Genomic DNA, 14,147 nt, shown 5'->3' on the forward strand with positions numbered 1-14,147 from the left:
CCGTCGGTCACCGTGTAGGTGGCGGAGGCGGCGCCCGTGCCGATCACCGGATTGTCGGCGGTGAAGGAATAGCTGCCGTCGGCCTTGACCTTGATGAAGCCGTCGCCGATGTCGATCGCCTGCGAGTAGCCGTCTTGGCCGAAGACCAGCAGCGTGCCGTCGATATGCGTCACCGTGGCGCCATCGGCGCCTGCGACGAAGTCCAGCGTGCCGGTGATCGTCGCGCCTTCGGCGATGTTCTGCGAGGCTTCCGTGCTAGCCGTTGGCACATCATCGACGATCTTGACGCTCAGCGTGCCGTTGTCGCTCTGGCCGTCCAGGTCGGTCAGCGTAACGGTGAAATTCTCGAACAGGCTGTTGGCGCCCTGAACCGGGTCGTGCGCCTCGTTGTCGACGAGCGTGTAGGTATAGGTGACCTGGCCGGTGCCGGCATCATAGCCGGTCACCGTCAGTGTGTTGCCGAGCGCCGTCGTGAAGGAACCACCGGTAAACACGCCGTTGGTGATGAAGTCGTGTCCGTCGATCTTCAGCGAGGCGATGCCGTCGGGCGAAGAGATCGTGAATGTCCCGGTATTGGTCTCGGATTGGTCGGTCTCGGGTGCAGGATTCTGCGCTTCGCCGGAACCCTCCGATCCTGAGCTTGCTGGCAGGCCCTTCTCGTAAACGATCGTGTCGCCTCCGTTGGCCTCCGGCGTCAGGTCGCTGATGGTTGGCGTCGAGTTGCCGATCGCGATCGTCAGCGTGGTGTGCGAGGTGTCGCCGTCGCCGTCCTTGATCGTGTAGGTGAAGACGTCGTTAACGCCGCCGGGCGTGTTGGCGTCGCGCGCATAGGTGTAGCTGCCGTCGGAGTGGAGCGTCAGCTTGCCGTAGGCACCCTGGACCTGCACGTCGAGCGTGCTTGCGTCGACCAGATCGGCATTCGTGGTACCCTTGGCAACGCCAACCACCGTCGCGCCATCGGCGCCTTGGGTATCGGCAACGCCGTCCGTCGTATTGGTATCGCCCGCATCGGTGCCGCCAACCAGCACATTGCCCGTCGCCGGGCCGACCTGGCCGGCCGCGACGCTGTCGGTGTCGGCGATCGCCGTCGGCACGTCGTCGATGATGGCGACGGCAAAAGTGGTGCTGGCCGTATCGCCGTCGGAGTCCGTGACGGTGATGCTGAAATTGTCCGGAACCGTATCGTTCTGATCGTATCCGTTCGTATGTTCGGGATGGGTGACCGACTCGGTCACCGTGTAATTATATTCGATAGCACCGGTGCCCGGATCGAAGGAGACGATCGTGATGTAGCCGAACTGGCCCTGGATCTGCTGGCCCGTGCCGGTGACGATGACCCCGTTGATGACGATCGATCCGATGCCATCCGGCGCGTCGATAGTGATCGTTCCGATGCTGGACGTTTCCGCGTTACTCGGCGCGTCGCTGCCCGGTGACTGTGTCGGCCCGCCGTTCAAGCCGGTCTCGCTGGCCGCCTCGTCCGGGTTGAGCAGCGACACTGCCACAACGGAAACGCCCTTGTCGGTGGCGACGGAGGGAAACAGCTCACGGTTCTCCGGCTGCCCGAACTGCAATGCGGTCGGCGGCAAAAGCGCCGTCAGGCCGAATCCGTCGCCGATCCCGCCCGGAGGCTGTTCGAAATTTCCACCGGCGCTGCTTGGCGACCCGTTTCCGCCGGCCGAGATCGAGCCGTCGGCGCCGAAGGCGACATCGACATGGCTCGCTTCAAGGGTCGCGATCAGGGCAACGCGCGGCACCTCGACGTCGCCGATGATGAAGGTCGGCACGTTCAGCGCGCCGTCCTTGATGACGATCTCGGATCCGTCGGGCTGCACCAGCACCAGATTGTGGCCGTCGACCTTGATGTTGTCGATAGAGACATTGGCCGGAAGCTTCACGACATTGCCGGCCTCGGCGTGATATTCATGTGGAACATTCGAGGCCGCTGCGTTCGCCGCCGGTGCGTTTCCGGCAGGAGCGTTGGATGCAGGGGCGTTGGCGTCGGCCGCCGGCTTGTCTGCCCCCGGCTTGTCTGCCTCTTGTACGTTCTGTGCGTTGGCCGCGCCCTGCGCCGGCGCGCCGCTTCCCACATCGACCGGCACAGGCTCGCCTGCTGCGGGTGCCGCCTGGCCGCCGGAGGCCTGTGCGACTTGGACACCCGAAATCGGGTGTTCGCCGACAGTCGCGTGCTCGTCCCAGGAATTGGAAACGGTGTCGAATTCGATACTGTTCGTCATAGCTCAAGCCCCTCTGGCATTTCCCGGAAAGAGACATGCGAGCATCGAACTTTACAACACACCTTCAATCTTTTTCATATATCTGAATATGTATGGATTTGCATTTTTTACACTTGGTAAATCGTCATGATATACCCAGCTATGTATTCCCGAAGGTGCCTTGGGATCGGTTGAGAAGCGCGACGACGGTTCGGTAAACGAGAGTATTAATTTGAATAAAATTTGACGTAAAACAGAATAGATTGATTCGCGGAACTTTACCCACCTTCATTTCCGATAATTTGAGACAAGATTGGTAGCGTCCACAGTCAAAGGTGGGCGTTATGAAAATACAAAAAGCTGCCCCGGCGGCGTCGGGGGTCAAGGTTCTGCTGCTGGCAATCGGCCTCGCCGGTCTGCCGAATGCGTCATCCGCCGGCGCGATCTCCATTGGAAATCCAGCCCTTCAGACGGTGTCTGCGCCGGTCAATCTCGGCGGCGTTTCGCTGGCCAGATTGCAGCTCTGGCAGCCTGTCGCCGCCTACCGGATAACCGGTGTCGTCAGCGTCTATAGCCCCCTCGAAGCCCACCCGACGGCAGGTTCTTCAAACGGAGAGGCCGCCCCTGGCATCGATCCGATCCGGACGGCGGCGATCATTCCGGGCGTGTTCGGGTCGGTCGCCTTGTCCATGCACAACTTCCCGGTCGCCGCGCGCTGGGCCCCTGTCTACCAGGCGATCCTCGACTGCACGGCCGGAAGTCCCTGCGATCGCGAGAACGCCGCCTTTGCCGGAATCGTCGACATCGCCAGCAACAAGGGTTTTCGCGACAAGCTGGCTTTCGTCAACAGCAGCATCAACCGCCTGATCGCCTATCGCAAGGACAGCGTCGTCTACGGCAAGCTCGACTACTGGGCGAAACCATCGGAGATCCTCGAGCATCGCGCCGGCGACTGCGAGGATTTCGCCATACTGAAGATGGCGGCGCTGTTGCGCGCCGGGATCCCGGCGCAGAGCATGTCGCTCGTCGTGCTGCAGGATCGCCGCCGGAAATTCTTCCACGCCGTCCTGTCCGTGAGCACGGGAAGCGGCGCCTTTATCCTGGACAGCCTCAGCAACAATGTGGCGATGGATAGCGACCTTCCCGACTATGTCCCGCTCTACTCCTTCAGCACCGATCGCGCCTGGATCCACGGAAAGAAGTCCGGTTCCCAGATCGCAGACATCGCCGGCGGTTTCGCGACGGTGGCGCCCGGCGAAGGCTCTTCGCCGGATACGGCGGTGACGCCCGCAACATCTGGTTTGGGTGCGAGATAGACCGCCCGTCTAGCCGTTGAAGACGAACGCCATCAACAGTTCCGGCTCTGTGACGGGCGCGCGCACGGCGCTGAGCTGGCCCCGGTAGCGGCGCTCGCCGGCGCCGATGACAAAGCCGGTGGTGACCGGGGTGTCGCCGTTGGCGTCGAGCCGGGCAAAAACGTCGGTGACGTTCAAGTCCAGCGCCAGCTTGAGGTCCTGTTTGCCGTCTTCGCCCGGTGCGCTCGGCAACTGACGCCTGACCAATTGCTGAAACGACGTGTTGAACGCCAGGATCTTCTTGGACGACGACAGCGCGAAGGCGGGCGAGGGACAGGCGACCAGGATCGCGTTGATCGTCCGGATCGAGGCGAGCTTGCGCAACTCCGTGCTTTCCTCGGCGAGGCCACGCATGCACGCGACCCGGATCGCCGAGGTGAGATTCCCTTGGTCCGGATGATTTTCGGCGATCTCCTCGACCAGCATGCCGATCGTGCATTTGCGGCTTTCGGCCATCTGCTTCAGCGAGGCCCAGAAGGCGCGCTCCAGCCGGATGCCGCGCCGCACACCGCCGCGTGCCACGACCCGGAACTCCGGGCCGAAATCCTCGGCCACGAGCAACGGCAGCAGTCGTTCGCGCGGAGCACCGGGGCGGGAGGCGCTATCGTTCACTCATCGCCTCCTGACGCGCCTTGTTGATGGGCTTCAAAAGATAGTTGAGGATCGTCTTGCGGCCGGTCTTGATGTCGACCGAGCAGATCATGCCGGGGATGATGGAATAGGTCTTGCCGTTTCTTTGCAGCGTGGATTTCTCGGTCGCGACGCGCACCTGGTAATAGGGTTCGCCCGTCTTCTGGTCGACCAGGCTGTCGGCGGTGATGTTCGAGACCTTGCCCTCGATGCCGCCGAAGATCGAAAAATCATAAGCCGTGACCTTGATCAGCGCGTCCTGGTCCGGCTGGATGAAGGCGACGTCGCGCGGCGAGACCCGCGCCTCGACCAGCAGCGTCTCCGAGGTCGGCACGATACCGGCCACGACCGCGCCCGGCTGCACGAAAGCGCCGAGCGTGTTGACGTCGAGCGTGTTGACGATGCCGTCGACAGGCGAGCGGATATCGGTCCGCGCCACCTTGTCGGTGGCGCCGCGGATGGTTTCGTCCACCACCGAGAGGTCCGCCAGCGCCTGCGTCAAGTCGCTCAATGCTTCCTGCTGCAATTGCAGGCCGAGTTCGTCGACTTGAAGCTGCGCCTCGGTGATGGCCGCCTTGCTCTTCTTGATGGTCTCTCCGGCAAGGTTGAGCTGCCCACGCAGATCGGTCTGCTCGCGCTCGACGCGGATCTGTTCGGTCCTGGCCATCAGGCCCTTCTTGACCATGGGTTCGATCAGCGCCGTTTCCTGGTCGCTGACGGCCAGGCTCTTGGACAGGCGGTCGGAATTGGCGGTCGCCTCGTCGAGCTCCTTCTCGCGCTGATCGAGACGCGACTTCAGCACCGACAGCTTCACTTGGAAGTTGTCGCGGCGCGCAATGAGCAGCTTCTGCTCGTTGTCGCAGATTTCCGGCGCGATCTTCTGGATATTGGACGGACAGGGGAACGCGCCCTCGAGGGTGCCGCTCTGCTCGAATTTGAGCCTGGCGATGCGCGCCTGCAGCGCCCGCGCCTTGGCCTGCTCCTCGCCCAGGCTCGAAGTGTTACCTGTGTTATCGAGGCGGATGATCAGGTCGTTCTTCTTGACCGTCTGGCCGATCTTGACCGCGATTTCCTGAACGACGCCGGCTTCGCTCGCCTGTATGATCTGGGTCTTGGAAGCGGGAATGACCTTGCCGTCGCCGCGCGCGATCTCATCGACCTCGGCAAAGGATGCCCAGGCGGTGAAGGCCGCGAACAGCGCCCCTATGATGTAGACGGACGCCGATGCGAAAAGCGGCGGCCGGTCTTCTTTTGCAAACATTCCCCAACGTGCCCCGGTCAGGCATTCGCCTTTTGCAATGCCTGGATGACTTGTTCCTTCGCTCCGTCCGCGACTACACGGCCCTGCTCGATGACGATGAGGCGGTCGACCAGCTCCAGCATGCTGTAGCGATGGGTCGACACGATCAGCGTCGTGTTGCGGTCGAACGCCACTCTGAGCTGCTTGATCAACTGCCGTTCCGAGGCGAGATCCATCGAACCCGACGGCTCGTCTAGGAAGACGATTTTCGGCTTGGTCAAAAGCAGCCGCGCGATCGCCACCGCCTGCCTTTGGCCCCCCGAGAGATTGGTGCCCCGCTCGCCGACATTCATGTCGTAGCCGCGCGGATGCCGCGAGACGAAGTCATCGACGCCGGCGGCCTTCGCGGCATCGATGATCTCCTCGTCGGTCGCTTCCGGAGCGGCCATCAGAAGGTTTTCCTTGATGGTGCCCGAAAACAGGTCGCCGGCCTGCGCGACGATGCCGACCGCGGCGCGGACTTCCGAAGGGTGGTATTGGCGGATGTCAATGCCGTCGATGAGCAGCTCTCCGGAAGTCGGCAGGAAGAGCCGGCCGATCAGGCGGCCCATCGTGGTCTTGCCGGAGCCGATGCGGCCGATGATGCCGATACGCTCGCCGGGCCGGACTGCGATGTTGAGCCCGTTCAGAACCTCGTTTTCGGTGCCCGGATAGGCAAAGCCGACATTCTTGAAGAGCATCGCGCCGCTGCGGATCGGCCGGTTGACGAAGCCGACCGTGTCGGGCCGGTCCTCCGGCTGCGCCATGATCGTGTTGACGATCCTGAGCGACAGCATGGCCTGCCGGAAGCGGGAGAGCGTGATGGCGATCTGGCCGAGCGGCGCGACCGCACGGCTCGCCAGCATGACGGTGCCGATGATCGCGCCTGTCGAGACCTCGCCTTCCGAGAAGGCGTAGGCGCCTGCAACCACCAGGGCGACGGTCACAAATTGCTGGATGGCGCCGGTGATGTTGCCGGCGGCGGCCGAAAGCTCCTTGATCTTCTCCGACGTGTTGGCCGCGTTCTTCGAGTGCTCGCCCCATTTGCGCAGCAGATAGGCCTCAGCGCGCAGCGACTTGATCGTCTCCAGCGTGGAAATGGATTCGACCAGGAGGGCCTGGCGCTGGGCTGCCTCGTTCATCGAGGCGGCGACCCGCTTGCCGATGCGCCGCTGCGTCACCAGCCCGACAATGACGGCGATCACGAAGGCCAGAGCCGGTATGATCACCAGCCAGCCGCCAATGGCGTAGATGACCAGCAGGAAGACGAAGACGAAAACCGTGTCGATGAACACGCTGATGGTGTTCGAGGTGAAGAACTCGCGCACGAACTCGTACTGCGTGACGCGGTTCGCGTATTCGCCGGTCGAACCCGGCCGCGCCGAAAGCGACGAGTTGAGCACTTTCTCGAACAGCAGATAGGAAATCCTCAGATCCGCCTTGCGCCCGGCATAGTCGATGAGCGAGGCGCGGGCGGTTTTCAGCAACAGATCGAACAGGATGGCCGCGCCGATCCCGAGCGCCAGCACCCAGAGCGTCGACATCGCCTTGTTCGGCAGGATGCGGTCGTAGACGTTCATGGTGAAGATCGGCGAGGCGATCGCCAGGAGGTTGATGAAGACGGCCGACAACACGACCTTCGAATAGGTGCGCCAGAACGCCCCCATCGTTCCGGTCAGCCAATGGCGCCTTTCGATCCTGGGCGCCGTGCCGACCGTCATCTCCTCGGCGGTGTTGGCATAGGTGATCGAGAATGAGGCGCCGCCGCTGATATAGCTCTCGGCGAGCTCGGATTTGCCGATCGAGGTGCGGCCGTTTTCCTGCGGCGCCGTCAGATATTGCCCGGACTCTGTCTCGGCGAGCAGCGCAACCGGCAACTGGCTGACGCGGAAGACGATGGCCGGAAGATCGACGCGGCCACGCACGAAATCGCGATGGCTGAACGCCTGGACCTCGAGGCCGATGCGTTCGGCCAGGTGCCTGATATCGTCCGGCTCGATGCGCGTGTCCGAAATCGGCACCCCGGCAAACAGCACGGTCTCCGCGCTCGGCCGGCCGAGATAGGCCGCAATCGCCGAGAAGCAGGCTTTGAAAGCCTCCTTGGGCGAGATGATGTTGGGCTGCTGATTCACGATCCGCCCCGAAGGACCAGAGATCGATGCTTACATCGGCTGCTTTTTCCTGACCGGCGCGAGGATGTCGAACGGCAGATCGTTCTTCTGCTCCGACGGCGTGCGCGCATAGGTTTCGGTATCGGCCGTTGCCGGCACGCCGAATTCCGTTCGCGCATAGGCCGCGGCTTGCTTGGCCGGCTGGATGTTCAGCGTCTTCAGCAACTCTCCGGTCGCGGCCAGCAGCCGGTATTCGGCAAACAGCGATGCATAGGACGAGGTGTCGGCCAGCGTCGCGGTGTTGAAGCGCGTGTTCTGCGCATCGAGCACGTCGAGCAGCGAGCGCTGTCCGACCTTGAACTGCTCGCGATAGGACGCAACCAGCTTTTCGTTGGTGGCTGCCTGCAGGCGCAGCGTCTGCGAAAGTTCCGCCTGGCGGAAGCGGCGGTCCCACGATGTGCGCACGGCTTCCTCGATCTCGCGCAGCACCTGATGCAGCGCAAGGCGTTGCTCGCTGGTGCGGCGGATCTGCTCCTGCTCGTTGGCCTTGTCGATGCCGCCCCGATAAAGGTTCCAGCGCAGCACGACCCGAGCCTGCAGGTCGCTGGTGTCGCCGTCGTCGCCGTCGATGTCATATCCGCCCCGGGCGACGCCCTCGGCGGTAATCGTGGGACCGTATTTGGCCCGCGCTGCGTCGACCAGCGAGGCGGCGGCGTCGATGTCGCTGTTGGCCATATGGACGCGCGGATTGTTCTGCCTGGCAAGCCCGATCGCGTCATCGAGCGAGCGCGGCAGCGCGCCGGCCACATCGGCCGGCCGTGACGGATTGGTCAGCGGCTTGCCGACATTCTTAAAGAAGCGGATCTTGGCCGCCTCCAGTTCCTCGGTCGCCTCCTGCATCCGCGCCTTGGCGGCGTAAAGCCGCTCCTCGGCCTGCTGCCGGTCGGCATCGTTGAGCGCACCGCCGGCGATGCCCTGCTTGATGTCGCCGAGTATAGACTGATGGAAGGCGAGGTTCTTCTTCGCTTCGGCGACGATCGACGCCTGCAGCATATATTCGAGATAGTCCTGGACGACGGAAAGCCCGATGAATTCGGACCGTTCCAGCACCCTGAAGGAAGCTCCATCGACACGCGAGGCCTGGCGGTTCAATTCGGCCCGTCTTGCGCCGCTGTCATAAAGCGTCTGCGTGACGGTGAGGTCGGCCTCGTTCGGGGAGAGGGCGTCGTTATCCTCGTCGAGCGCGCGCCGGGAAGAATTGTCGAGGCGGCGAACGCCCGTCGACGCTTCCAGATCGACACTCGGAAGATAGAGGCCTTTCGCCTGGCGCAGCTCGAATTCGATGGCTTCGCGGTTTTCGATCGCCTGCCCAATCTCAGGATTGGACTCGACGGCGACCGCTACAGCTTCCTTGAGTGTGAGTGCGCTGGCGCTTCCGCAAGCCAGCATCGACACCGTAACAGCAAGCGCAATACGCCAGCCGACGGTCACTTTACCCGTCCTGGTCATTTCTACCCCGTGACTATCCCCGCGCCCTTTTGTTTTTGTCGGCGCTTATTTGCCCAAGCCTGCCACCAGAGCTTGCGGTGAGTATCTATCAGATTTTTCGGGGATGTGAGCACTTATTGATTTAGAGTGCTTTAAAAGCGAGGATTCCAGCCATTAGTCCCGGCGGATGTAGCAAAAATGGCACAGATACGATGCCCGGCCGGGGCGCCATTCAGTTGAAACCGCCCGCGATCGCGATTTTCCTTAATAAATAGCAAGTCCGCATAGAGGAATCGCCCCAGGCGCCGCTAACCGATGCCACCCTTGGCGGTTCGATCGATTCCGTCCTCGCCCGGACATGGTCGCGCTGCAAACACGTGCAGGTTGCCGATTGCTGCGAAAAATCTGCTCCGGTTCTGCAAGGCGTGCGCTGGAAATCGCCATGCCTGGCTGGTTTTGTTGGCAAACGGGGATCGTTCCCTGTATTGCGGGCTGAAGCAAAGCATGGACGTTCTTGTATGACAAATGTCGCCCTGACCGGGCTTGCCCGCGATCTCGCCCGGCGCGCCGCCGAGGGCCGCCCCGTGCGCATCGGCGTCATCGGCTCCGGCGAGATGGGCACCGATCTGGTAACCCAGGGCATGCTGATGCCGGGCATTTCGGTTGCGGCCATCTCCACGCGCCGTCCGCACACGGCTCGCGACGCGATCCGCATCGCTTATGGCGACGATGCAATGGCTGCCGAAGCCGAGACCGCCTCTAGGGTCAGCCAGGCGATCGAAAGCGGCAGGATAGCCATTACCTCGAACGAGATGCTGGTCACCAATCCGCTGATCGACGTCGTCATCGATGCCACGGGCAAACCCGGCGTCGCCGCCGATTTCGACCTGATGGCCATGCAGCATGGCAAGCATCTGGTGATGATGAATGTCGAGGCCGACGTCACCATCGGCTGTTACCTCAAGCAGCAGGCGGATCGGCTCGGCGTCGTCTATTCGGTCGGCGCCGGCGATGAGCCCTCGAGCTGCATGGAGCTGATCGAGTTCGCCTCGGCGCTCGGCTACACCATAGTCTCGGCCGGCAAGGGCAAGAACAACCCGCTCAACCACGACGCCGTTCCCGACGACTATCGCGAGGAAGCGCTGCGCCGCAACATGAACCCGCGCATGCTGGTCGAGTTCGTCGACGGTTCCAAGACCATGGTGGAGATGTGCGCCATCGCCAACGCCACCGGCCTGGTGCCCGATGTCCCAGGCATGCATGGCCCGAAGGCCGATCGCGACCAATTGGCCAAGGTGCTCATCCCGCGCGAGGATGGCGGCATCCTGTCGAAGAAGGGCGTCGTCGACTACACCATCGGCAAGGGCGTGGCGCCCGGCGTCTTCGTCATCGTCGAGGCGACGCACCCGCGCGTTGTCGAGCGCATGGACGATCTCCATGTTGGCCACGGCCCTTACTACAGCTTCTTCAGGCCATACCACCTGACCTCGTTGGAGGTGCCGCTGACTGCGGCCCGCATCATGCTCTACGGCAGGCCCGACATGGTGCCGCTGCCGAAGCCGGTGGCCGAGGTCTGCGCGGTCGCCAAGCGTGATGTCGCCGCCGGCGAGACTTTCGACGCCATCGGCGAGACCTGCTACCGCTCCTGGACCATGACGGTCGCCGAGGCGCGCGCCAGCCGCGCCGTGCCGGTCGGACTGCTCGAAGGCGGCAAGGTGCTGAAGCCGGTCAAGAAAGGCGAGCTGTTGACCGCGGACAACGCCGCGCCTGACGAGACGACCAGGCTTTATGCTCTGCGTCGGTTGCAGGACGAGATGTTGTACGGCGTGAGCGCTACTTCCCCAGCTCTATCGACCTGAGCCGCGCCGCTTCCACCGCGTCGGTCAAAAGTTTCGTCAGCCCGTCTTCGCCCATCAGCACGGCAAGTGCGGCCGCGGTCGTGCCCTTGGGGCTGGTGACCTGCTGGCGCAGGACGCCCGGCTCCTCGTCGCTTTCGGCGGCAAGCGAGGCGGCGCCATAGACGGTCTGCATGGCGAGCAGCTTGGCAGTCTCGGCCGGCAGGCCTGCCTTCTCGGCGGCAACGGTCAGCGCCTCGATGAAATGGAAGATATAGGCAGGGCCGGAACCGGAGACGGCGGTTACCGCGTCCATCAGGCTCTCGTCCTCGATCGTCGTCACGACGCCGCTCGCCGAGAGCAGCTCGGCGACGAAGCGCCTGACGTCGTCCAAGACGAGTGGGTTGGAAAACACCACCATCATGCCCTTGCCGATCGCCGCCGGCGTGTTCGGCATGCAGCGGACAATCGGCGCGAGCTCGCCCAGGATCTCCTCGAAGGTCGCGACCGGCGTGCCCGCGGCGATGCTGACGAAGGTGGTCCTGCCGTCGCCGAAGCGCTTGTAGCTTGCCGTCACATCGCGGATGACCTGCGGCTTCACGGCGATGACGACGAGATCGGGCACCGCATCGGCCGGAATGGCGAATGCGTCGGCCGCGGTGCTGCAACCCAGATGTTCGGCGCGCTTGCGCAGTTCGGCATTGGGCTCGACCACGAACACCGCCGATGGCTCGAGCTTGCCGGACTTCAGCCAGCCGGAAAGCATGGCGTAACCCATATTGCCGCAACCGGCGAGAACGAGCCTGATGGTCATCGAAACCTCCGTAAAGACGGCTGTCTTAGCCGCTTGCGCGGCTACGGAAAAGTCCAGTCGCACGGAGATCGATCGGCCAGTTCATTTGGGACGGCGAACCGGGAGAGGTCGCAGCGACACTTGCCGCAGGCCAAGCAAGCTGAGCACGAAGAGCAGCCAGACGGGGTCGGCGCGGCGGAAGAAGAAGCTTTCGAGAAATCCGTTCAGCGCCGCAAACAGCACCACCATCATAAAGAAGTCGCCGAGATAGATGTTCTCCTTGCGCGGCGGGATGCGCATATAGTCGCGCAAGGGCGCGATGAGAAAAGTATAGACCGCGACGCAGAGCGCGGGGATGCCCATCAGCACCGCGATGTCGAGATAGCCGTCATGACCGTGCACAATGGTGCGGATGTCCCAGGGCCGGTCGAAAGGCTGGTCCTGGTTGAGCAGCAGCGGCGTTCCCCAGAAGCTTTCATAGCCGTAGCCGGTCCAGGGCTTCTTCGCCAGCATCTCGCCGGCAAACTCCCATAGCGTGGTGCGGCCGGTATAGGTGAGATCAGGGAAATAGACCGCCGCCAGGTGCTTCACCGGCGGAATGAAGACGATGCCCAGTGTGCCGACCGCCGTCGCGATGATTGCGCACAGGAATAGCACCGGCGTGCCGAGCCGCATGCCGATGAGGCTGGGCAGCACCACGATCAGGATGGAGAACGGCACCAGTCCGACGGTCGTCTTCGAGCCGGTATGCAGCACGAAGATCATCGCCGCTGAGAAGATGCCGATACCCCACCAGCGTTGCCCGCGCCGCCAGAGATAGAGCCCGGCGAAGCTGAAGCAGGCCATCACCGGTCCCGCGATGTTCTTGTGGGTGAAGACCCCGCGCCACAAGCCGGCATGTTCCGGCTCCTGCGAGTCGGCGGTGTGGAGAGCCTCGTTCGGAAAGACGATGAGGCCGACATAAGAAAGCCCCATCACCACGACGGCGGTGAAGATGATGACCCTGGCGAAGGAGTCCGCATCGCGCGGCAGCACCAGGATCGTCGCCATGGTGATGATGCCGATCATGGTGAAGGAGGCCGCTCGCATCGCCGATGGCGGATCGGTCGCAAGGATCACCGACAGGAAGAAGAAGCCCAGCATCAGCGCCCAGGACGGGCTGATGAGCGAGCGCACTACGCGCGGATCGGCGAAGGCGAGCAGCGAGAAGATCGAGATCGCGCCGAGCGAGCCGAAGCCGAGCTGGTTGACGATATCGCCGCCGTCGCCGGTGAGTTCGGCGCCGGCAGGCTGGAAGGGCCGGAACGAGATGATGATGGTGGCAAAAAGCAGCGCAGCGATCGCCGTCGCGACGCCCTCGCGCGTGAAGGCGGCGCTGAGCGGCGCGCGCTCAGTTCTTCTCAGGCTGCCGGTACTGCTCATTGGAATATCCGAATTCGGCAAGCACCCGGCCGAGCGCGACATAGACGGGATAGAGACCTGTTGCCAGCGAACCCGTGCGCGCCAGCCTTATCGCGCCGCGCAGCGGCGAGGCGGCAAGCAGCGCCAGGCTTTTCAAAATAACCTTGGTGCCGGCGAACGGCGTGCCCGCGCGCTTCTTCTTTTCCACCAGGGTCGAGATGACGCCGTTGCGCAGGCTGCGGGCGCGGATCCAGTCGGCCTCGACGCGGCGCGCTGGGACCGTTTCCTCGACCCTTGCCTCGGCGCACCAGCCGAGCGCGAAGCCCTTCTGCGCGGCGCGGCTCAGGAAATCGGAATCGCCACCGCCCATGAAGTTGAACCTCAGATCGAGGAAGGGCGACCCCATGGCCGCAAGCACGTTGCGCCCGACCAGCAGATTGCCGGACGAATAGAGCGCCGGCACGCGGCCGGTTTCACGATATGGCGGCGCGAAAACGGGATGGTCGGCCCATCTCGCATGGGAAGGATCGGCAAAGACCGGCACCTGCGGCCCGCCGACGATGTCGGCTCGAAGCGTCTCGGCGGCCTTGCACATGCGCTCCAGCCAGCCGGGCTCGGCGATCTCGTCGTCGTCGATCACCAGCAGATGCTTGAAGTTGGCGAACTGCAGCATCGCCGTCTGCCAGCCGGCATTGTAGGCGCTGCAATTGCCGCGCTCATGCGCGATGATCACCAGGCCCGGCATCTCGCCGTGCTCGAACAGCGGCAATGCCGCCTTGGCGCCCTCGCGCGCCTCGGCCTCGTTTTCCATGACGATGACGGCGAAGCGGCGCGCGGTTTTCTGGGCCTTGAGCGATGCCAGCGTTTCCAGGAGCAGCCGGGGCCGCTTGAAGGTCGGCAGCGTCACGACCGCTTCGACGGTCTCGGCGGCGAGCCCCGGAGACCGCCCCGCGATCGATACCCCCGCGGTCGATACCAAAGCGTCCGATGGCAAAGGGAGCATCCGTTTCCAGCCGAGTGGGTTCGGCTCTCGATAGCA

The 14,147-nt window shown here is 63.5% G+C and carries 10 protein-coding genes; 2 read left to right on the top strand and 8 right to left on the bottom strand.

Translation table 11 applies throughout. From position 1 onward, the window contains the following. Positions 1-2,237: Ig-like domain-containing protein (locus DH10_RS27845; RefSeq protein WP_210327863.1), on the bottom strand; the 2,237-nt coding region annotated here is incomplete at its 3' end. Between the two features lie 323 nt (positions 2,238-2,560). Between DH10_RS27845 and DH10_RS27850 the strand changes: the two genes are divergently transcribed. Then, positions 2,561-3,532 (top strand): transglutaminase-like cysteine peptidase, encoded by a 972-nt coding sequence (locus DH10_RS27850; RefSeq protein WP_192247310.1) that lies wholly within the window; start codon positions 2,561-2,563, stop codon positions 3,530-3,532. 9 nt (positions 3,533-3,541) lie between these two features. Here DH10_RS27850 and DH10_RS27855 read toward each other — a convergent pair whose 3' ends face one another. The 4 genes from DH10_RS27855 to DH10_RS27870 are packed head-to-tail and all read right to left on the bottom strand — an operon-like array spanning position 3,542 to position 9,100. Beyond that, entirely contained in the window at positions 3,542-4,183 is a 642-nt protein-coding gene (locus tag DH10_RS27855; protein ID WP_192247309.1) for a ribbon-helix-helix domain-containing protein, read from the bottom strand. Then, entirely contained in the window at positions 4,173-5,462 is a 1,290-nt protein-coding gene (locus DH10_RS27860) for an HlyD family type I secretion periplasmic adaptor subunit (RefSeq protein WP_192247307.1), read from the bottom strand. The genes DH10_RS27855 and DH10_RS27860 overlap by 11 nt, the downstream gene beginning before the upstream one ends. A gap of 17 nt (positions 5,463-5,479) precedes the next feature. After that, positions 5,480-7,612, bottom strand: a complete 2,133-nt coding sequence (locus tag DH10_RS27865) for a type I secretion system permease/ATPase (RefSeq protein WP_192247305.1) — start codon at positions 7,610-7,612, stop codon at positions 5,480-5,482. 30 nt (positions 7,613-7,642) lie between these two features. Then, on the bottom strand, positions 7,643-9,100 hold the full coding sequence (locus tag DH10_RS27870) for a TolC family outer membrane protein (RefSeq protein WP_192247302.1): 1,458 nt from the start codon (positions 9,098-9,100) through the stop codon (positions 7,643-7,645). A 497-nt stretch (positions 9,101-9,597) separates the two neighbouring features. Here DH10_RS27870 and DH10_RS27875 point away from each other — a divergent pair, with 497 nt between their 5' ends. Continuing rightward, complete coding sequence (locus DH10_RS27875; RefSeq protein ID WP_192247300.1) at positions 9,598-10,938, top strand: NAD(P)H-dependent oxidoreductase; 1,341 nt, start codon at positions 9,598-9,600, stop codon at positions 10,936-10,938. Here the strand turns inward: DH10_RS27875 and proC are convergent. The 3 genes from proC to DH10_RS27890 all read right to left on the bottom strand — a co-directional run bounded on the left by proC (position 10,913) and on the right by DH10_RS27890 (position 14,111). Then, positions 10,913-11,728, bottom strand: a complete 816-nt coding sequence (proC, locus tag DH10_RS27880; RefSeq protein ID WP_192247298.1) for a pyrroline-5-carboxylate reductase — start codon at positions 11,726-11,728, stop codon at positions 10,913-10,915. The two genes, DH10_RS27875 and proC, sit on opposite strands and share 26 nt — an antisense overlap. Before the next feature lie 81 nt (positions 11,729-11,809). Next, a complete protein-coding gene (locus DH10_RS27885; RefSeq protein WP_192247296.1) occupies positions 11,810-13,129 on the bottom strand; it encodes an O-antigen ligase family protein in 1,320 nt (439 codons plus the stop codon). Then, positions 13,098-14,111 carry a glycosyltransferase family 2 protein gene (locus DH10_RS27890; RefSeq protein WP_192247294.1) on the bottom strand — a complete coding sequence of 338 codons (1,014 nt, stop codon included), beginning with the start codon at positions 14,109-14,111 and terminating at the stop codon, positions 13,098-13,100. Before DH10_RS27890 ends, DH10_RS27885 begins: the two co-directional genes overlap by 32 nt. Between the last annotated feature and the right edge of the window lie 36 nt (positions 14,112-14,147).

The organism is Mesorhizobium silamurunense (assembly GCF_014843825.1).
Lineage (GTDB): Bacteria > Pseudomonadota > Alphaproteobacteria > Rhizobiales > Rhizobiaceae > Mesorhizobium > Mesorhizobium silamurunense.

Excerpts from the sequence above, each read along its gene's own strand:
- DH10_RS27860 (WP_192247307.1), bottom strand. The coding sequence starts at position 5,462 with ATGTTTGCAAAAGAAGACCGGCCGCCGCTTTTCGCATCGGCGTCCGTC.
- DH10_RS27875 (WP_192247300.1), top strand. The coding sequence starts at position 9,598 with ATGACAAATGTCGCCCTGACCGGGCTTGCCCGCGATCTCGCCCGGCGC.
- DH10_RS27890 (WP_192247294.1), bottom strand. The coding sequence starts at position 14,111 with ATGCTCCCTTTGCCATCGGACGCTTTGGTATCGACCGCGGGGGTATCG.
- DH10_RS27885 (WP_192247296.1), bottom strand. The coding sequence starts at position 13,129 with ATGAGCAGTACCGGCAGCCTGAGAAGAACTGAGCGCGCGCCGCTCAGC.
- DH10_RS27850 (WP_192247310.1), top strand. The coding sequence starts at position 2,561 with ATGAAAATACAAAAAGCTGCCCCGGCGGCGTCGGGGGTCAAGGTTCTG.
- DH10_RS27870 (WP_192247302.1), bottom strand. The coding sequence starts at position 9,100 with ATGACCAGGACGGGTAAAGTGACCGTCGGCTGGCGTATTGCGCTTGCT.
- proC (WP_192247298.1), bottom strand. The coding sequence starts at position 11,728 with ATGACCATCAGGCTCGTTCTCGCCGGTTGCGGCAATATGGGTTACGCC.